General features: G+C 60.4%; 20 protein-coding genes. 17 read left to right on the top strand and 3 right to left on the bottom strand.

The window, feature by feature from the left end; all coding sequences use genetic code 11:
* Window positions 1-49 precede the first annotated feature (49 nt).
* The 11 genes from ccoN to ttcA all read left to right on the top strand — a co-directional run bounded on the left by ccoN (window position 50) and on the right by ttcA (window position 10,119).
* The gene (gene ccoN / locus BUC04_RS01910) at window positions 50-1,483 is read left to right on the top strand and encodes a cytochrome-c oxidase, cbb3-type subunit I (RefSeq protein ID WP_067654593.1); all 1,434 of its coding nucleotides are present in this window, start codon (window positions 50-52) and stop codon (window positions 1,481-1,483) included.
* A gap of 12 nt (window positions 1,484-1,495) precedes the next feature.
* Entirely contained in the window at window positions 1,496-2,107 is a 612-nt protein-coding gene (gene ccoO, locus BUC04_RS01905; protein ID WP_067654591.1) for a cytochrome-c oxidase, cbb3-type subunit II, read from the top strand.
* A gap of 10 nt (window positions 2,108-2,117) precedes the next feature.
* On the top strand, window positions 2,118-2,282 hold the full coding sequence (locus BUC04_RS01900; RefSeq protein WP_067654589.1) for a cbb3-type cytochrome oxidase subunit 3: 165 nt from the start codon (window positions 2,118-2,120) through the stop codon (window positions 2,280-2,282).
* Between the two features lie 6 nt (window positions 2,283-2,288).
* Window positions 2,289-3,251, top strand: coding sequence for a cbb3-type cytochrome c oxidase N-terminal domain-containing protein (locus tag BUC04_RS01895; protein WP_067654587.1), 963 nt, complete (start codon window positions 2,289-2,291; stop codon window positions 3,249-3,251).
* Between the two features lie 232 nt (window positions 3,252-3,483).
* Entirely contained in the window at window positions 3,484-3,960 is a 477-nt protein-coding gene (locus tag BUC04_RS01890; RefSeq protein ID WP_067654585.1) for a FixH family protein, read from the top strand.
* A 9-nt stretch (window positions 3,961-3,969) separates the two neighbouring features.
* Window positions 3,970-6,348 (top strand): heavy metal translocating P-type ATPase, encoded by a 2,379-nt coding sequence (locus BUC04_RS01885; RefSeq protein WP_067654583.1) that lies wholly within the window; start codon window positions 3,970-3,972, stop codon window positions 6,346-6,348.
* On the top strand, window positions 6,345-6,509 hold the full coding sequence (ccoS, locus tag BUC04_RS01880; protein ID WP_067654581.1) for a cbb3-type cytochrome oxidase assembly protein CcoS: 165 nt from the start codon (window positions 6,345-6,347) through the stop codon (window positions 6,507-6,509). Before BUC04_RS01885 ends, ccoS begins: the two co-directional genes overlap by 4 nt.
* Window positions 6,510-6,532: 23 nt before the next feature.
* Window positions 6,533-7,195 (top strand): sulfite exporter TauE/SafE family protein, encoded by a 663-nt coding sequence (locus BUC04_RS01875; protein ID WP_143165526.1) that lies wholly within the window; start codon window positions 6,533-6,535, stop codon window positions 7,193-7,195.
* A 79-nt stretch (window positions 7,196-7,274) separates the two neighbouring features.
* A complete protein-coding gene (locus tag BUC04_RS01870) occupies window positions 7,275-7,994 on the top strand; it encodes an FNR family transcription factor (RefSeq protein WP_067654577.1) in 720 nt (239 codons plus the stop codon).
* Window positions 7,995-8,114: 120 nt separating this feature from the next.
* A complete protein-coding gene (uspE, locus tag BUC04_RS01865; protein WP_067654575.1) occupies window positions 8,115-9,044 on the top strand; it encodes a universal stress protein UspE in 930 nt (309 codons plus the stop codon).
* Between the two features lie 130 nt (window positions 9,045-9,174).
* Window positions 9,175-10,119 (top strand): tRNA 2-thiocytidine(32) synthetase TtcA, encoded by a 945-nt coding sequence (ttcA, locus tag BUC04_RS01860; protein ID WP_143165498.1) that lies wholly within the window; start codon window positions 9,175-9,177, stop codon window positions 10,117-10,119.
* 72 nt (window positions 10,120-10,191) lie between these two features.
* Here ttcA and BUC04_RS01855 read toward each other — a convergent pair whose 3' ends face one another.
* The 3 genes from BUC04_RS01855 to BUC04_RS01845 are packed head-to-tail and all read right to left on the bottom strand — an operon-like array spanning window position 10,192 to window position 12,322.
* Complete coding sequence (locus BUC04_RS01855) at window positions 10,192-10,827, bottom strand: DUF2987 domain-containing protein (RefSeq protein ID WP_082766531.1); 636 nt, start codon at window positions 10,825-10,827, stop codon at window positions 10,192-10,194.
* 2 nt (window positions 10,828-10,829) lie between these two features.
* Complete coding sequence (locus tag BUC04_RS01850) at window positions 10,830-11,618, bottom strand: glucosaminidase domain-containing protein (RefSeq protein ID WP_067654569.1); 789 nt, start codon at window positions 11,616-11,618, stop codon at window positions 10,830-10,832.
* Between the two features lie 2 nt (window positions 11,619-11,620).
* Window positions 11,621-12,322 carry a hypothetical protein gene (locus BUC04_RS01845; protein ID WP_067654568.1) on the bottom strand — a complete coding sequence of 234 codons (702 nt, stop codon included), beginning with the start codon at window positions 12,320-12,322 and terminating at the stop codon, window positions 11,621-11,623.
* Window positions 12,323-12,633: 311 nt separating this feature from the next.
* Here BUC04_RS01845 and potA point away from each other — a divergent pair, with 311 nt between their 5' ends.
* The 6 genes from potA (at window position 12,634) to BUC04_RS01815 (ending at window position 19,123) form a co-directional block, all read left to right on the top strand.
* The gene (potA, locus tag BUC04_RS01840) at window positions 12,634-13,740 is read left to right on the top strand and encodes a spermidine/putrescine ABC transporter ATP-binding protein PotA (protein WP_067654566.1); all 1,107 of its coding nucleotides are present in this window, start codon (window positions 12,634-12,636) and stop codon (window positions 13,738-13,740) included.
* Window positions 13,730-14,584 (top strand): spermidine/putrescine ABC transporter permease PotB, encoded by an 855-nt coding sequence (gene potB / locus BUC04_RS01835; RefSeq protein WP_067654564.1) that lies wholly within the window; start codon window positions 13,730-13,732, stop codon window positions 14,582-14,584. The genes potA and potB overlap by 11 nt, the downstream gene beginning before the upstream one ends.
* Window positions 14,581-15,357 carry a spermidine/putrescine ABC transporter permease PotC gene (gene potC, locus BUC04_RS01830; RefSeq protein WP_067654562.1) on the top strand — a complete coding sequence of 259 codons (777 nt, stop codon included), beginning with the start codon at window positions 14,581-14,583 and terminating at the stop codon, window positions 15,355-15,357. Before potB ends, potC begins: the two co-directional genes overlap by 4 nt.
* Window positions 15,358-15,385: 28 nt before the next feature.
* Window positions 15,386-16,426: an extracellular solute-binding protein gene (locus BUC04_RS01825; RefSeq protein WP_067654560.1), complete on the top strand. Its 1,041-nt coding sequence runs from the start codon at window positions 15,386-15,388 to the stop codon at window positions 16,424-16,426.
* A 118-nt stretch (window positions 16,427-16,544) separates the two neighbouring features.
* Window positions 16,545-17,516: an HAD family hydrolase gene (locus BUC04_RS01820; protein ID WP_067654558.1), complete on the top strand. Its 972-nt coding sequence runs from the start codon at window positions 16,545-16,547 to the stop codon at window positions 17,514-17,516.
* 53 nt (window positions 17,517-17,569) lie between these two features.
* Window positions 17,570-19,123, top strand: a complete 1,554-nt coding sequence (locus BUC04_RS01815; RefSeq protein ID WP_067654556.1) for an arylsulfatase — start codon at window positions 17,570-17,572, stop codon at window positions 19,121-19,123.
* Window positions 19,124-19,164: the final 41 nt, after the last annotated feature.

The raw sequence follows: 19,164 nt of genomic DNA, 5'->3' as shown, positions 1-19,164 counted from the left end.
TACGTTGATGCCCCTGTGACAAAAAGCAAAAATGCAGTGGAAGCACACTATGAACCTAACCTCTCAAGGGCCTGCTGACTACAACTACAAGGTTGTCCGCCAGTTTGCCGTTATGACCGTGGTTTGGGGCATCGTCGGCATGGCTGTGGGGGTGTTGATCGCCGCCCAGCTGATCTGGCCCGCCTTGAACTTCGACACCCCTTGGCTGACTTACAGCCGCCTCCGTCCGCTACACACCAACGCCGTGATCTTTGCCTTTGGCACCAGTGCGCTGTTTGCCACCTCTTACTACGTGGTACAGCGGACCTGTCAGACCCGGCTGTTCTCCGACAAGCTGGCTGGCTTCACCTTCTGGGGTTGGCAGGCGATCATTCTGGCTGCCGCCATTACCCTGCCGCTGGGGATCAGCACCAGTAAGGAATACGCCGAGCTGGAGTGGCCCATTAAGATCGCCATTACGGTGGTGTGGGTCAGTTACGCGCTGGTGTTCTTTGGCACCATCATCAAGCGTAAAACCAGCCACATCTACGTGGCCAACTGGTTCTTCGGTGCCTTTATCATCACCGTGGCGGTGCTGCACATCGTCAACTCCATGTCCGTTCCGGTGCACATGTGGAAGTCCTATTCCATCTATGCCGGGGCCGTGGATGCCATGGTGCAATGGTGGTATGGGCATAACGCGGTGGGCTTCCTGCTAACGGCAGGCTTCCTTGGGATGATGTACTACTTTGTGCCGAAACAGGCCGAGCGGCCGGTGTACTCCTACCGCCTCTCCATCGTCCACTTCTGGGCCCTGATCTCCCTCTACATCTGGGCCGGGCCGCACCACCTGCATTACACCGCCCTGCCCGACTGGACCCAGTCGCTGGGGATGGTGATGTCATTGGTGCTGTTTGCCCCCTCCTGGGGTGGCATGATTAACGGCATCATGACCCTGTCCGGTGCCTGGCATAAGCTGCGTACCGACCCGATCCTGCGCTTCCTGGTGGTCTCCCTCTCCTTCTACGGTATGTCCACCTTCGAAGGCCCGATGATGTCCATCAAGACTGTAAACGCGCTGTCCCACTACACCGACTGGACTGTTGGTCACGTGCACTCCGGTGCCCTGGGTTGGGTAGCCATGGTCTCCATCGGTTCGCTTTACCACCTGATCCCGATCCTGTTCGGTCAGAAGCAGATGTACTCCATCAAGCTGATCAACGCCCACTTCTGGTTGGCCACCATCGGTACCGTACTGTACATCGTGGCGATGTGGATCTCCGGTGTGATGCAGGGTCTGATGTGGCGCGCGGTGAATGCCGACGGCACCCTGACCTACAGCTTCGTTGAAGCGCTGTCTGCGTCCTACCCGTTCTACTTCGTGCGCTTTATCGGTGGCTGCTTCTTCCTGCTGGGGATGTTCCTGATGGCCTACAACGTCTATCGCACCATCACAGCACCAAAAACCAGCGTGGCGGAAGAGCCCGCTCCTCAGGCCGCATAAGGAGCAGACAGGATGAAATTCTCCCACGAAATCGTAGAAAAGAACGTCGGTCTGCTGGCGATCTTCACCGTGATCGCCATCAGCTTTGGTGGCATCGCTGAGATTGTTCCGCTGATCTACCAGGACGAAACCACTCAGCCGGTGGATGGCCTCAAGCCCTACACCGCGCTGCAGATGGAAGGCCGTGATATCTACATCCGCGAAGGTTGTGCCAACTGCCACAGCCAGATGATCCGTCCCTTCCGTGCTGAAACCGAGCGCTACGGTCACTACTCCGTGGCCGGTGAAAGCGTTTGGGAACACCCCTTCCTGTGGGGCTCCAAGCGTACCGGTCCGGACCTGGCCCGGGTCGGCGGTCGCTACTCCGACGAGTGGCACCGGGTTCACCTGATCGATCCCCGTGCCGTTGTGCCGGAGTCCAACATGCCGGGCTTCCCCTGGCTTGAGGACAACGTGCTCGATGGCAAGCACACCGTGCGCAAGCTGACGATCTTCCGTGACAACTTCGGCGTACCTTATGGTGACGACGAAGCGATCAAGAAAGACGCCGAAAGCGTGGTGGGTAAGACCGAGATGGATGCCCTGATCGCTTACCTGCAGGTTTTGGGCACTGCGCTCAAATAAGGATTGAACTATGGATTACGGAACCTTTCATGGCATCTACACCATCGTGTTGATGGTATGCATGTTTGGCATCATCGGTTGGGCCTACTCCAAACGACGCAAGAAGTCGTTTGATGAGGCCGCCAACCTGGTGTTCGCAGACGATGAAAAGGCAAAGGACGCCGTAAAGGAGTAAACACGGATGAGTACCATTCTAAGCATCATCGTCATCTTCTGCGTTGTTGCCGTGCTGGCGGGCAGTTGGGCCCTGCTGATCTGGTGTCAGAAGGACAAGATGGGCAAAGAGGAAGGCGAGTCGATGGGACACGTCTTCGATGGCATTGAAGAGATCAACAACCCGCTACCCAAGTGGTGGAGCTACATGTTCGTCATCACCATTGTGTTTGGTGTTGGCTACCTGGCGCTCTATCCCGGTATGGGCAACTTCGCCGGGCTGTTGAACTGGACCTCTGCCAACAAGCAGGTGTTAAACCTGGAGGAGTCTCGCGTTGCGGCCGAAGCGGCCAAGGGCGACGGCGCCACCATGCTGGTTCAGTACGACCGGGAAGTGGCCCAGGCCGACGCCCAGTTTGGCCCCATCTTCGCCGCCTACGCCGCCCAGTCCATTGAGGATCTGGCGCTGGACGAGGAAGCGAAGAAGATTGGCCAGCGCCTGTTCCTGCAGAACTGTTCCCAGTGCCACGGCTCCGACGCCAAGGGCGGTAAGGGCTTCCCTGACCTGACCGACGGCGCCTGGATGTACGGCGGCGATGCCGCCACCATCAAGCTGACCCTGATGAACGGCCGTAACGGCTTTATGCCGCCCAAGGGTGGCCTGCCGATCGCCGACGAAGAGGTGCCGGACCTGGTGGAGTACGTGCTGAGCCTGTCCAACCGGGATCACGACAAGGAGGCTGCAGTGCGTGGCCAGGGCAGCTACATGAAGGGCTGTTTCGCTTGTCACGGTATGGGCGGTGAAGGTAACCAACTGCTGGGCGCGCCGAACCTGAAGGACGGCAACTGGCTCTACGGCGGCAGCCGTGGTGCGGTGGCCGAGTCCATCATCAACGGGCGCAGCGGTGTAATGCCGGCCTGGAAGGACATCCTCGGTGAGGACAAGGTTCACCTGATCAGCAGCTACGTCTACAGCCTCAGCAACGACTGATCGCCGGTTTCGCTATCGAAACACTCTCTGTAAGGCCCCGCTGTTGCGGGGCCTTATTGTTTTTCGGCGCAGAATCGACGTTCGAGCGCTGCAGCGGGTGGGTTGCACTAGCGGGTGGTTGCATTTCGTACAACAAGTGGCCAAGCAGACCGCCACAACCGGCCCCCAGATAGATCTCAATCACAGCGCAAAGTAGAATGAGACACTGCTCCCAACGGAAGGTACAAAAAGAATGACTCCACAACCATGGTATAAGCAGTTTTGGCCCTGGTTCCTGATTCTCCTGCCCATGTACGCCGTCATCAAATCGGTGGCGACCTTCTACATGGCGTCCACCACGCCCTTTTCCATGGTGTCTGAGGATTACTACAAGGAAGGCAAAGGCATCAACCAGGATCTCTCCCGTATCCGAGCCGCCAAGAACCTTGGCCTCAGCTTCTCCGTCGACGTGGTTGACGGCGAGATCCGCATCCGCCAACACGGCGGTGATCCCCTCGGTACCGCCATTGAGCTGGAGTTCCACCACGCTACCCTGGCGGAGCGGGACTTTGTCACCATGCTGACCCAGGATGGTCACGGCATCTATCGCCTGCAGCGGGAAGAAGACCTGACCGGCAACTGGCTGGTGCAGATCGACGCTTTTGATCAGAGCTGGCGCCTGCAGGGGCGACTCACCCTGCCCTCCGAAGACACCCTTTGGTTGCAGTAAGGAGCACGCATGCAAGCCGCGCTCTGTTTCCACTGCGCCGAGCCCATTCCTGAGGGCAGCCACTTTGTCGCCACCGTTGACGGCGAAGCCAAGGCGATGTGCTGCCCCGGCTGCGCTGCGGTGGCCGATGCCATCATGGCGGCGGGTCTCACCGATTATTACCGCTACCGCACCGAGACCGGCCAGCAGCAAGCGATCCCGCCGCAACTGGCGTCACTGGTCGCCTACGACCTGGACGAGGTGCAGCAGGAGTTCGTCGCCGCCAAGGGCGATCTGAAAGAGGTGATGCTCTCCATTGAGGGGATCAGTTGCGCCGCTTGTGCCTGGCTGATTGAAAAGCACCTGGCCCGTTTGCCCGGTGTCGCCAACATCAGCGTCAACACCACCACCCAGCGCGCTATCCTGCGCTGGGATGGCAGCCAACAAAAGCTGTCGGATCTGCTCGCCGCCATGGCCAGCATCGGCTACCAGGCTGCCCCCTTCCAGGTGGATGCCCAAGAGACCAAGAACGCCAAGGAGAGCCAGGCGTTTTTGCTGCGGGTGGGCCTGGCGGGCCTGGCCACCATGCAGGTGATGATGCTCGCCGTTGCCCTCTACACCGGCTACTTCTATGACCTGGAAACCGAGTTTCGCGACTACTTTCGCTGGGTCAGCCTGATCTTTGCAACCCCGGTAGTGCTCTACTCGGCACAGCCATTCTATTTCAGTGCCCTGCGCGCCCTGATGAGCCTGCGGGTCAACATGGACGTGCCGGTCTCCATCGCCATCCTGCTGGCCTACGTGGCCAGCTGCGTGGCGACGGTGAAAGGCACCGGCGAGGTGTTCTTCGAATCCATCTCCATGTTCACCTTCTTCCTGCTGCTGGGTCGACTGTTCGAACAACGGGCCCGACGCAAGGCCTCGGAGAGTGCCTCCAACCTGCAGAAGCTGGTACCGGCCACCGCCTGGCTGGTGCAACAGGGAGAGGTAACCCAGGTGGCGGCGCGCAGCCTCAAGATCGGTCAGCGCTGTCGCGTCCTGGCGGGTGAGCGCATTCCGGTGGATGGGCGGGTGGTTGAAGGCCAAAGCCAGGTCAACGAGTCGATGCTCACCGGCGAACAGGAGCCGGTAACCAAGGGCGAAGGGGCCGAGCTCTATGCCGGTACCGTCAACCTGGACCAGACCCTGGAGCTGGAAGTGGTGCAAGTCGGGGCACAGCAACGCTTGCACACCCTGATGCGGCTGCAGGAGGCGGCGGTGGCCAACAAGCCCCAGATCGCCCAGTTTGCCGATCGGGTTGCCGGCTACTTTGTCCCCGGTATATTGCTCATTGCCCTGATGACCTACCTGGCCTGGATGCAGTTGGCACCGGAAGACGCCTTCTGGATCACCCTGTCGGTGCTGGTGGCAACTTGCCCCTGCGCCCTGGCCCTGGCCACCCCGGCGGCACTCACCTGCGGCACCAATCGATTGCAGCAGCAGGGCCTGCTGGTGAAAAGCGCCCGGGTGCTTGAGGCACTGCCCAAGATCAGCACCCTGCTGTTTGATAAGACCGGCACCCTGACCGAAGGCAAGATCAGCCTGGAGCGGGTGGTGCTGGAGCAGCCGGAGCAGAGCGAAGCCCAGGTGTTGGCGCTGGCCGCCGCACTGGAAGCCCACTCGACCCACCCTTACGCCCAGGCGTTTCGTCCCCATCGGGATGTTCGCCTCCAGGCCAACGAGGTTAAGGTGCACAACGGCAAAGGGCTATCCGGCATCATCGACGGCCATGAGCTGAAGATCGGTAAGCCCAGCTTTGTCGATGCGCCGGAGCGGCCGGCTGATCGCCTCTACCTGGCCCGGGATGGCCAGGTGATCGCCAGCTTCTTCCTCACCGACCGGGTACGGGACGATGCAGCGCAGACCATCACCACCCTCAAGCAAGCCGGCTTACGCTGCGAGATGCTGTCCGGTGACCCCAACCCCAAGGCCGTTACCCTGGCCGAGCAGTTGGGCCTGGACGATGCCCATTACAACCATACCCCGGAGCAGAAGCTGGCCTACCTCAGCGAGCAGCAGCAACAGGGTGAGGTGGTGGCGATGTTCGGTGATGGCATCAACGATGGGCCGGTACTGGCCGGTGCCAACGTCTCCGTTGCCATGGGCAGCGGTACCGACCTGGCCAAATGCCACGCTGACCTGGTGCTGCTGGGTGATCGCTTGGCTCCGGTACTGGCCGGGATCGACACCGCCAAGCTCACCAACCGGGTGATCCGCCAGAACCTGGCCATCTCCCTGGGCTATAACGCCTTGATCCTGCCCCTGGCCGTCACCGGCCATGTACCGCCCTACCTGGCCGCTGCCGGCATGTCCCTCAGCTCGCTGGTGGTGGTGGCCAACAGCCTCAGACTCTTGAAGGTGCCACGATGAGCATTATCTATATCCTGATCCCCATCGCTATCCTCTTTGTCTGTCTGGCGGTGGCGCTGTTCTTCTGGTCGGTCAAGAGCCGGCAGTACGAAGACCTCGACCGGGAGGGCTACTCCATCCTGTTCGACGACGATAAGACCCCGCCCAAGGACCCTAAGTGACCGACTACAACTTCTACGCCGCCATGCTGGTGGGCCTGCTTGGCGGTGCCCACTGTTTGGGGATGTGTGGTGGCGTGGTCGGCGCCTTCAGCCAGGCCCTGCCCAGCCAAGGGGTGCTGTCATTGCAGCAGCGCCTGGCCTTTGTGCTGGCCTATAACCTGGGACGGATCAGCAGCTACACCCTGATGGGGGTCGCCGTGGCGGCGGCCTCCTCAGCATTGGTGCTGATGTTTGCCTTGGACCCCCTGCTCAGTGCACTGCAGCTGCTGGCCGGCATCATGCTCATCCTGATGGGGCTGTACGTGGCCAGGCTGGCTCACTGGTTGCTGTGGCTGGAGCGTGCGGGTAAACCCCTGTGGAACAAGATTGCCCCGGTGGCACAACGGCTGATGCCACTGCACACCCCGGGCAAGGCGTTCCTGGCGGGTACCTTGTGGGGCTGGCTGCCCTGCGGCTTGGTCTATTCCACCCTGACCTGGGCCCTGGCTGCGGCGGACCCGGTCCAGGGCGGATTGATCATGGCGGGATTCGGCCTGGGAACCCTGCCCACGCTGGTGGCAATGGGGGCCGCAGCCACCCAGCTTAAGCGGTTGTTGGACAACAAAAAGGTCAAGATTTTTAGCGGATTTGTGTTGATTGCTTATGGCGCACAAATGTCATATATTGCGCTAAATCAAGTTTTATAGCCCTTTTGCAATTGGGTGTTAATCTAAGGAAAGGGCAGCCCGGAAACGGGCGCTAACGTCGGGCGAGAAGGAAGGCACTATGACCCAAGGTTGCGCCATTCACTGTCACAACTGCAGCATGTCGGAGCTCTGCATTCCGTTTACGCTGAGCAACAGTGAATTGGATAAACTTGACTCCATCATCGAGCGTAAACGCCCGATCCATAAGGGCGATCTGCTGTTTCAAACCGGCCAGCCCCTGAAGGCGTTGTACGCCATCCGCTCCGGCTCCATCAAGTCTTACACCATCACCGAAAGCGGCGAGGAACAGATCACCGCGTTCCATCTGGCCGGTGACGTCGTGGGCTTCGATGGCATCCACAACAAGACCCATCAGAGCTTCTCGCAGGCACTCGAGACCTCCATGGTCTGTGAGATCCCCTTCGATACCCTGGATAAGCTGTCCGCCACCCTGCCCTCACTGCGCCACCAGATCTTCCGTCTGATGAGCAATGAGATCATGGGGGACCAGGAGATGATCCTGTTGCTCTCCAAGAAGAACGCCGAGCAGCGCCTGGCCGCCTTCCTCAGCAACCTGGCAGAGCGCTTCGGCAACCGCGGCTTCTCCAGCAAGGAGTATCGCCTCACCATGACCCGGGGCGACATCGGCAACTACCTGGGGCTGACCGTCGAAACCATCAGCCGCCTGCTGGGTCGGTTCCAGAAAGGGGGGCTGATTGAGGTGAAGGGTAAGTACATTGCCATTACCGACATCGAGCAGCTCAACCAGCTGGCCGGTAATGCCCGCATCGGACGATGAAACAACGCCTGACCTCGGTCAGGCGTTTTTCTTTGCGGTAGGAAGCTGATCTCAAGCAAGGAAATTTTGGCAGGCTCTGCCACGATCATAACTGAGCCCCCCGGCAAACAGGAGAGGACTATGAGCGAGTATCAACGAATCCTGGTGGTGATCGATCCCGAGCGGGAAACCCAGCCCGCGCTGGAACGCGCCGCGTTCCTGGCCAAAAAGAACGGGGGCCAGCTGACCTTGACCCTCAATATCTTCGACTTCTCCTACGAGATGACCTCGCTGCTCTCAGCGGAAGACCGGGAAAACCTGCGCAATGGCTTGATCAAGCAGCGCCAGACCCAGTTGGAGGCCCTGGCCGTGCCGCTGCGGGAACAGGGTGTCCAGGTGGACACCAGTGTGAACTGGCACAACCGGCCGTTTGAAAGCATCATCGAGCAGGCCCTGCGCAGCGAAAGCAACCTGATCATCAAAAGCACCCATCAACACGACAAGCTCAAGTCGGTGATCTTTACCCCCACCGACTGGCACCTGCTGCGTAAAGCGCCGATGCCGGTGCTGCTGGTGAAGGCGGATGAGTGGCCCACCGATGGTCGCATCCTGGTGGCGGTTAACGTGGCGGCAGAAGACGACGATCACCTCAACCTCAACCGCAAGCTGTTGCGCAAGGCCAAGGCACTGGCGGCCAAGATCAACGCCGAGATCCACCTGGTGAACGGCTACCCCGGCACCCCGGTGAATATCGCCATTGAGCTGCCGGACTTCGATGCCCACGCCTACAACGAGTCCCTGAAGAGCCACCATCAGGACAAGGTGGCGGAGCTGGCTGCGGAGTTTGAGATCCCCGCCGACCGCTGTCATGTGCTCGAAGGGCTGCCGGAGGATGTGATCCCCGAGCTGGCGGAGGAGCTGGATACCGAGCTTGTGATGATCGGCACCATTGGTCGTACCGGCCTGTCAGCGGCGCTGATTGGCAACACCGCCGAGCACGTCATTGACCAGATCCAGTGCGACCTGTTGGCGGACAAGCCGGATGACTTCGAGTCTCCTATCAAGATCTGAGCTTTAGCCGAACTCCGTGCCAATAACGGGGCCCCTTGCGGGCCCCATTTTTGTGCCCGCGACTTTACCCTGACGCCCGGGGCTGGAATAATGCCGCCCCTGATCGTATTAGCCAGTGAGGAGCAACCGGGTGGAAGAGCTGAGCCAAAAGCAGAAGACACGCCTTAACAAACTGCAGAAGCGGCTGCGCCGTGAAGTGGGCAGTGCCATCGAAGATTACAAGATGATCGAAGAGGGCGACGTGGTGATGGTCTGCCTGTCCGGTGGTAAAGACAGCTACACCCTGCTGGATATCCTGCTCAACCTGCAACACCGCGCCCCGGTGAACTTCAAGCTGGTGGCGGTCAACCTGGATCAGAAGCAGCCGGGCTTCCCGGAAGATATCCTGCCGGCCTACCTGGACAGCCTGGGCGTGACCTATCACATCCTGGAAAAGGACACCTACTCGGTGGTGAAGGAGAAGATCCCAGAGGGCAAGACCACCTGCTCGCTGTGTTCTCGCCTGCGTCGTGGCACTCTTTATGGCTTTGCCCAGAAGATCGGTGCCACCAAGATCGCCCTGGGCCACCACCGCGACGACATCATCGAGACCATGTTCCTCAACATGTTCTATGGCGGCAAGCTCAAGGCGATGCCGCCCAAGCTGCTGTCCGATGACGGTGCCAATCTGGTGATCCGTCCGCTGGCCTACAGCCGCGAGAAGGACATCAGCGAATACGCCGAGCTCAAGGCCTTCCCCATCATCCCCTGCAACCTGTGTGGCTCCCAGGAGAACCTCAAGCGCAAGGAGGTGAAGCAGATGCTGAATCAGTGGGACCGCCAGCACCCCGGTCGTATCGAGACCATCTTCACCGCACTGCAGAACGTTGCGCCGTCGCAGATGGTGGACAGAGAGCAGTTCGATTTTATCAGCCTGGAGCGCGACCCCAACGCCAAGTTTGAGGGCTCTGTTGCCGAGGCGGATCTACCCGCCTTCGACTTCCTCGACGTCGCCAACTCCGGCCATATCCAGCTCGATAAGCAGCTGGATAAAGCCGAGCAGGCCATCGAAGTGGTCAACGTTTACCAGCCGTAATCGGCCAGGCACAAAAACGCCGCCCCTTGGGGCGGCGTTTTTTATTGCTGTTTGTTATTGCGCTTATTGGGATTAATCCCGTTCGATGTAGGGGCTGATCCAGCGCGGCGGTGCGGCAAAGCGAATGGACTCCAGCTGGCTTAGGCTGTCGGCATCCAGTACCACCCTGCCCTGTTCATCCCGGTTGAGGCTCTGCGCCGGCGACACCTCGATGCCCTCCGGTTGGTCCAGGGCGATCACCACGCCAGTCACGTCTGGCTGCAGGAAGCGAAAGGGAAAGCCGGCAAAGCGCTTGAGCACATCATCAAACTGGCCCACCAGGGCGGTCAGCTCAGCCTGGGCAAACTGGGCCTGGGTGGGATCGGCGTAACGCAGCTGCATGGCAAAGTCGCACTGGGCCTCCTGCTCCACCACCAGGTCCAGCACCGCCTTATCGGTCTTCAGTTGGGCATCAAAGGGCAGATGGATCTCGTTATCCGGGGTGATCACCACCGGCTGACGCGTATCCTTGTGGACAAGGCTGCCGCTTTGGATCTGGCAGGGGCCGGGTTGGCCACGGTGATTGAGGTAGAACGCCAGGGTCACCAGCGGGTAATCGTTCTTGTTGACCACCCGCATACGGTCGTAAAAACCGCCGTAATCCAGCATCAATGCCAATGCCTGGGCCGGCAAAAGCGCCAGCCCCAAAAGTACAACTCGAGACCACATGGTTATAGATACGCCTTATTGTTTTCCAGCATCTGCAGCAGTTCAGCCACGTACTCCTCCTTGCGCTCGGAGTAACGCACCAGGGTGGGGATCAACACCTCCGCCGTGACGGGTTGATTGGCTTCCCGGTACCAGCGACGCAGGGTACGCAGCTCTTTGTAGGCCGCATTGGTATTGAGGTTACGCAGGTAGGAGGCCACCGACGCCTGGGCCGAATCGAAGCGGGCCACCTCGTGGTTGAGGCCACTGCTTCGGGAGTTGGGGACCAGGCCACAACCGCGGGTAAAGCACCACTGGCCGAAGTAGTTATTGCCCTCCAGGGCAAAGCGCGAGGTACCCCAGCCGGACTCGTTGGCAGCCTGCACCAGCACCATCTCCGCCGGGATGGCATCGATACGCTCCAGCAGGTCCACCAGGCTCTGCTCGGTGACAGCGCGCAGCTCCAGCCGGTATTCCTGGGCCAGCTTACCCAACAGGCTCAACTCGGTCTCATCCAGGGATTGGCCCTGTTGCAACCGCTCGTACAGCACCTCCACCAGGGAGCGCTGCAGCAGGATCCGCTGGTTTTCCTCCTCGATCATCGGCCGCAGGTAATCGAAGAAGGCGACCTTCTTGTCAGTCACGTCGGTAATGCTCGCGAAATTCGGTGCATGGCTTACCGGCGGGTTCTTCTTCAGCGGCAGATTCAGCTCTGCCCCTTCACGACTGCCCTGTTGGGTCTGGATAAACAGTAAGCCAGCGGCGACCAGCGCCAGCGACAGGGTAAAGCGTCCAACACGTCCAGTTTTCATGGTTACGCCTCGAAGCTTTCACCGCTTTGACTCGGCGCCTGGGTCTCTTCGGCCGGCGACAACTCGGGGAACAGCTCTCTAAACAGCACCCCTTTACCATAGAAGAACAGCGGGATGGTGATCACCAGGCCCAGGCCCATGGGGACCAGGGAGACCAGCAGCAACAGTGACATCACCACGTAGAACGGCAGCACCAGCAGCAGGTGCTTATGCACCACCTTGGCGGACTCAATCATCGCCTTAATCGGCGAGCCGCGGTGGAACAGGTAGTAGAGGTTGGCCTGGCTCAGCACGGCCATCACGTAGATCCCAGGCAGGATCAGCAGGAACAGACCCAGGTTGGCCAGTACGCTGGACACCAAAGCGATCAGCACCAGCGGCGCCGCCAGCGACCAGGCGTTGAACACCATGCCGATGCGAGCCTCCTGACCGGTAGCTCGGCGCCAGCCCAGGTAGGCAAGTCCCGCCTCGAAGGGTGCCATGACCGCCAGCAACAGCAACTGCAGCGGCTGCATCGCCTCCATCAGCGATTCACTGTCGTTCAGGTCCAGGTCCCACCAGGACGCCACCAGGGTCAGTCCCAGCCAGGTGACCAGCAGGGCCACGGCCATGGCCGCCAGGAAAGCGCCCAGCACGGGTTGTAAACCTTGACGGGTCAGTTGCCACGCCTCTTTTAAAACGGAGACCAGATCGGTGCGTTGCATGTAGTTCTATTCAATCCAAGACATCAAAAGCAATGGCGCATTATAGCTTGCTTGGCACAGGGACAAAATGGTCAGACACGACCGTGACTTAGAGCGACAGGTTCAGACAGGATTTCGTCGGCCAAGGGCGCAGACTCTCGCTAAACTTGTTCAACGGCCTGCGCGGTGTTGATCTGCGCCACAATTTCGCTTTCGGGCTGCATGATGCGGCCGACATGAAGGCAAAAAACTATGTAAAGCAATGCCATGCGAGTAGAATTCACCGCACTCACATTGGCTTCAAAATGGGCCGAACAGGTCGATACCAAAGAATGAATGAAGACACCCAGAATGCCGTGATCCGCCTACAGGGCGTCGATAAAAGCTACGGCAACAAGCGCATCCTGAGTCAGTTTGACCTGACCATCGCCGACGGCGAATTCGTTACCCTGCTGGGGCCCTCCGGTTGCGGCAAAACCACGGTGCTGCGTATCATTGCCGGACTGGAACAGCTCGACGCCGGTGATCTGCTGCTGCAGAACCAGGTGATCACCCAGGTGCCGGCGGAGAAGCGCCACGTCAACACCGTGTTCCAAAGCTACGCCCTCTTCCCCCATATGACGGTGTACGACAACATCGCCTTCGGCCTGCGCACCCAGGGCCTGGAGGAGCGTGAGATCCAGGACAGGATCACCGAGATGCTGGGATTGGTGCAGCTGTCCGGCTACGAGCAGCGCAAGCCTGCCGAGCTCTCTGGCGGCCAGCAGCAGCGGGTCGCCATCGCCCGGGCAGTGGTCAACAAGCCCAAGGTATTGCTGCTGGATGAAAGCCTCAGCGCCTTGGATTACAAGCTGCGCAAGCAGATGCAGATCGAGCTGAAGCGGCTACAGCGCCAACTGGGCATCACCTTTGTCTTCGTCACCCACGACCAGGAAGAGGCGCTGTCCATGTCCGACCGCATCGTGGTGATGGACGACGGTCGCATCCAGCAACAGGGTACACCGCGGGAGATCTACGAAAGCCCGGCCAACCTGTTTGTTGCCAACTTTATCGGCGAGTCCAACCGCTTCGATGCCGACATCGAGTCGAGCCTGGGCAACCATCGCTACCGCGCCCGCATCGAGAGCCAGAGCTTTGAGATCCACAGCAAGCTGGAGCTGCAGCCTGGCGACCGGGTGCACGTGCTGCTGCGTCCCGAGGATATGCGGCTCAAGGAGCTCAATAACGGCGACAGCGAGGCGGGGCTCATTGGCACCGTGCTGGAACGCAACTACAAGGGCATGACCCTGGACTCGCTGATCGAGCTGGACAGCGGCAAGCAGCTGCAGATCAGCGAGTTCTTCGACGAGGACGACCCGGATTTCGACCACAGCCTGGGCCAGCGGGTGGCGATCACCTGGGTGCCCAGCTGGGAGGTGGTGCTGCCCTATGAAGGCTAACCATGGACTGAAGTGGTTCAGCATCGGTCTGCTCACCACCTGGCTGGTGATCTTCGTGCTGTTCCCCAACCTGATGGTGCTGGCGGTCTCCTTCCTCACGCCGGACACCCGCGAGCTGGTTCGGCCGGAGTTTGATCTCTCCAGCTACGTGCGCCTGCTCGACCCGCTCTACGCCGAGGTGTTGCTGCACTCGCTCTACCTGGCGGGCCTGGCCACCCTGATCTGCCTGCTGATCGGCTACCCCGCCGCCTGGATAATCGCCCACACAAGGCGTCGTACCCAGGCGGTGCTGCTGTTTCTGATCATCGTACCGTTCTGGACCAACTCGCTGATCCGCACCTACGCCATGAAGGTGATCCTCGGCAACCGCGGCCTGGTTAACAAGACCCTGCTGGAGCTGGGGATCATCGACTCGCCCATGCGCCTGCTCTACAGCGAGGCGGCGGTGATCCTAGCCCTGGTTTATATCCTGCTGCCCTTTATGATCCTGCCGCTCTACTCCAGTATCGAGAAGCTGCCCGGCAGCTATCTTGAAGCGGCCAAGGATCTGGGTGCCGGCAAGCTGCGCACCTTCCGCACCGTAATCTGGCCGCTGACCCTGCCGGGGGTGATCTCCGGTTGCCTGCTGGTGTTCCTGCCGGCCCTGGGCATGTTCTACATCTCCGATCTGCTCGGCGGTGCCAGTAACCTGCTGATCGGCAACATCATCCGTGACCAGATCCTGGTGGCCCGGAACTGGCCCTTCGGTGCGGCGCTGTCGGTGACCCTGATCGCCATGCTGGCGATCATGCTGTGGGCCTATCAACGGGCCCTAAAGGCCATGCAGGGAGGAAAGCTGGCATGATCTCCCGCATCGGCAAGATCGGCTTTATGGCCGCCCTGTTCTTCTACCTCTACCTGCCCATCGTGGTGCTGGTGGTAAACGGCTTCAACACCACCCGCAGCGGCATCCGCTGGGGCGGTTTCACCACCAAGTGGTACGACTCCATGTGGAGCAACGCCGGGCTGATGGAGGCGGCGGTCAACTCCCTGACCATCGCCACCCTGTCCGCCACCCTGGCGACCCTGATCGGCACCCTGGCCGCCGTGGCGCTGTTTCGCTATCGCTTCCGCGGCAAGCTGGCGCTTAACGGCATGCTGTTTGTGGTGATGACCTCGCCGGACATCGTCATGGCGGTCTCGCTGCTGGCGCTGTTCGTCGCCCTGGGCGTCAGTCTGGGCTTCTGGTCGCTGCTGGCCGCCCACATCACCTTCTGCCTGCCCTTCGTGGTAGTCAGCGTCTACAGCCGCTTATCCGGCTTTGACCGCACGGTGATCGAGGCCGCCCGCGACCTGGGCGCCAGCGAGTGGCGGATCCTGCGCCAGATCCTGCTACCGATGGCCCTGCCGGCGGTGCTGGCGGGCTGGCTGCTCAGCTTCACCCTGTCGCTGGATGACGTGATCATCAGCTCCTTCGTCACCGGGCCAACCTACGAGATCCTGCCGCTGAAGGTGTTCTCCATGGTCAAGGTGGGGGTAACCCCGGCGGTCAATGCCCTGGCCACCCTGATGCTGCTGCTTTCCCTGGTGCTTGTGCTGCTGTCACAGGTACTGCTTAAACAGAAACAGCCGGGCTGACCGCCCGGACTCAATAACAGGTGATGTGATGAAAACACTGACCAAACGCTTGATCGCCACCCTGCTGGTGGCCCTTCCCGGACTCGTTTCCGCCCAGGATGACGTGGTGTACTTCTACAACTGGTCCGAATACATCCCCGACGGCCTGCTGCAGGAGTTTGAGAAGGAGACCGGTATCAAGGTGATCTACACCACCTACGACTCCAACGAGGCGATGTACGCCAAGCTGAAGCTGACCGGCTCCGAGGGCTACGACATCGTGGTGCCCAGCACCTACTACATCGCCAAGATGGCGGAAGAGAAGATGCTGCAACCGCTGGATAAGTCCAAGCTCAGCAACCTCGGTCACCTGGATCCCGCCCTGATGGACAAGGAGTACGACCCGGGCAACACCTACTCGCTGCCCTACATCTGGGGTGCCACCGGCATCGGCATCAACACCGACGAGGTCGACCCGGACAGCATCACCAGCTGGGCGGATCTGTGGGACAGCCAATGGCGCGGCGAGCTGATGCTGATGAACGACACCCGCGAGGTGTTTCATATGGCGCTGCGGATCAACGGCCACTCCTCCAACAGCACCGATCCGAAAGAGATTGAGCAGGCCTACGAGCTGCTCAAGAAACTGATGCCCAACGCCCTGACCTTCAATTCCGACAACCCCGGCGCGCCGTTTATCTCCGGCGATACCGTACTGGGGATGATCTGGAACGGCTCGGCTTTCGAGGCCCAGAAAGAGGACCCTGCCATCAGCATGATCTACCCCAAAGAGGGCGCGATCTTCTGGATGGACAACCTGGCGATCCCCGCCGGTGCCAAGAACACCGAAGCCGCCCACAAACTGATCGACTTCCTGCTGCGTCCGGAGATCGCCGCCAAGGTGTGTGAGGAGATCGGCTACCCGACCCCTAACAAGACCGCCAAGGGCTTGCTGGACGAGGACTTCGCCAACAACCCCATGGTGTTCCCGCCAGCGGAGATCATCGAAGCGGGCGAGTTCCAATCCGATGTGGGTGAAGCGATTGAGCTGTACGACCGCTACTGGCAGCGACTGCGTACCGGACGCTAATCAGCACCAACGAACACAAACCATCAAGGGCCCCATCAGGGGCCTTTTTTGTATCGTCAAAACGACTGCGGTCAGGATCATCTACACTTTTTGCCACACCCTGAAGGACGATGTGGCTATGCAACGGATCCTGTGTCTGATCTTTGCCCTGATCGCGAGCACCGCGGTCCTGGGCGATCCCCTGCCCTCCTGGCGCGACACCGAAAATCGAAAGGTGATCATGGATTTTGTCCAGCGGGTCACCGATCCGGAGCATGAGGATTTCGTCAAAGCCAGTGAGCGCATCGCCGTGTTCGACAACGACGGTACACTCTGGGCTGAGCAGCCCTTCTACTTCCAGGGCCTGTTCGCCTTCGACCGGATCCGCGAGATGGCCCCCGACCACCCGGACTGGGCCGAGCAAACCAGCTTCAAGGCCGTGATCGAGCACGACATTCCCAGCATCAAGGCGATGAAGAAGGAAACCCTGCTGGATCTTGCCCTGACCGCCCATGGCGACCTCAATACCGATCAGTTTTCCGAGGTGGTCACCCACTGGCTGGCAGTGGCCCGCCACCCCACCACCGGACGTGCCTACACCGACATGGTCTATCAGCCGATGCTGGAGCTGCTGGAGTACCTGCGCAGCCAGGGCTTTAAGACCTTCATCGTCTCCGGCGGTGGCACCGGTTTTATCCGAACCTTCTCTGAGCCGGTCTACGGCATCCCGCCAGAACAGGTGGTGGGCAGCAGCGTCCAGGCCAAGTACCGCTCCAACAATGGTCAGCCCTTCCTTGAGAAAGTCCCTCAGCTCTGGTTTATCAACGACGGTCCCGGCAAGCCTGTGGGGATCCACCAGCACATCGGCCGTCGTCCGCTGTTGGCGGTGGGCAACTCCGATGGCGATTTCGAGATGCTGGAGTGGACCAGTGCCCGCCAGGGCCCCAGCCTCTCTATCCTGATCCATCACGACGATGACCAGCGGGAGTGGGCCTACGACAAGAACTCCGGCGTCGGCAGGCTCAACCGTGGCCTGGGTGAGGCCGCAGATCGGGGCTGGTTGCTGGTCAGCATGAAACAGGATTGGAACCGCATCTTTCCGCAGCGCTGAACACGCCGCATTGCGTGGGTCGGTGTAACCATAACCTACTAAGGAGAGTCACCATGATAGCTCGCGTGCGGCACCCACTGGTTCGGTGGGCAGCCTTGGCACTTACCCTGCTGCCCGGCGTCGCCCTGGCCGCCGACAAGCCCAATATCCTGGTGGTCTGGGGTGACGATATTGGCCAGTCCAACATCAGCGCCTACAGTCGCGGCATGATGGGCTACCAGACCCCCAACATCGACCGCATCGCCAACGAGGGGGTGCTGTTTACCGACTACTACGGTGAACAGAGCTGCACCGCGGGCCGCTCCTCCTTTATCACCGGCCAGAGCGTATTCCGCACCGGCCTGTCCAAGGTGGGCCTGCCCGGGGCCAAAGAGGGGATGATGGTGGAGGACCCCACCATCGCGGTGATCCTCAAAGACCAGGGCTACGCCACCGGCCAGTTTGGTAAGAACCACCTGGGGGATCAGGACACCCACCTGCCCACCAATCACGGCTTCGATGAGTTTCTCGGCAACCTCTACCACCTCAATGCCGAAGAGGAACCGGAGAACGAGGATTACCCCAAGGATCCCGCCTTCAAGCAGAAGTACGGCCCCCGTGGCGTGCTGCACAGCTACGCAGACGGCAAGGTGGAAGACACCGGCCCCCTGACCCGCAAACGGATGGAGACGGTGGACGACGAGACCGCAGAGGCGGCGCTGAACTTTATCCGCAAGCACACCGAAGCCGGCACCCCCTGGTTTGTCTGGTGGAACGCCACCCGGATGCACTTCCGCACCCATGTGAAGGCGGAGAACAGGGGCATTTCAGGCCAGGATGAGTACTCCGATGGCATGGTGGAACACGACCGCCACATCGGTCTGTTCCTCGATCTGCTGGATGAGTTGGAGATCGCCGACAACACCGTGGTGTTCTACTCCACTGACAACGGCCCCCACAAGAACACCTGGCCCGATGCCGCCTCCAGCCCCTTCCGGGGGGAAAAGAACTCCAACTGGGAAGGCGGCTGGCGGGTACCCGCCATGGTGCGCTGGCCCGGGCAGATCCCTGCCGGCTCGGTCAGTAACGCCGTGGTCCACCATATGGACTGGCTGCCCACCTTTGCCGCTATCGCCGGCAAGGAGGACATCAAGGCCGATCTGCTTGATGGCTATCGCTCCTCCGCCCTGGGCCGGGACTACAAGATCCACCTGGATGGCTATGACCTGCGCGAGCATCTCAAGGATCCCGGCAACACCGACAGCCCCCGCAACGAGATCTTCTACTTCTCCGATGACGGTGACCTCACCGCGCTGCGTTACCGCGACTGGAAGCTGATCTTTATGGAGCAGAAGTCACCGGGCACTCTGCGGGTATGGATGGAGCCCTTCGTACCTCTGCGGGTGCCGATCATCATCAACCTTCGCCGTGATCCCTACGAGCAGGGACTGATCACCTCCAACACTTACTACGACTGGATGATCGACCGTGTCTACCTGCTGGTGCCGGCCCAGGAGTACGTCGGGGAATTCCTTAAGACCTTCCAGGAATACCCCCCCAGGCAGAAGGCCGCCAGCTTCTCACTCGATCAGGTGATGGAATCGTTGCAAAGCGGCGCCAACCATTAAGGCAGGAAATCAAAACGCGCCCACTGTGACACACAGTGGCG

The organism is Ferrimonas marina (assembly GCF_900129905.1).
In the GTDB taxonomy this organism is placed as follows: Bacteria; Pseudomonadota; Gammaproteobacteria; order Enterobacterales; family Shewanellaceae; genus Ferrimonas; species Ferrimonas marina.
The sequence above is the reverse complement of the archived record's forward strand: the minus strand, read 5'-3'. Positions and strand labels throughout refer to the sequence as shown.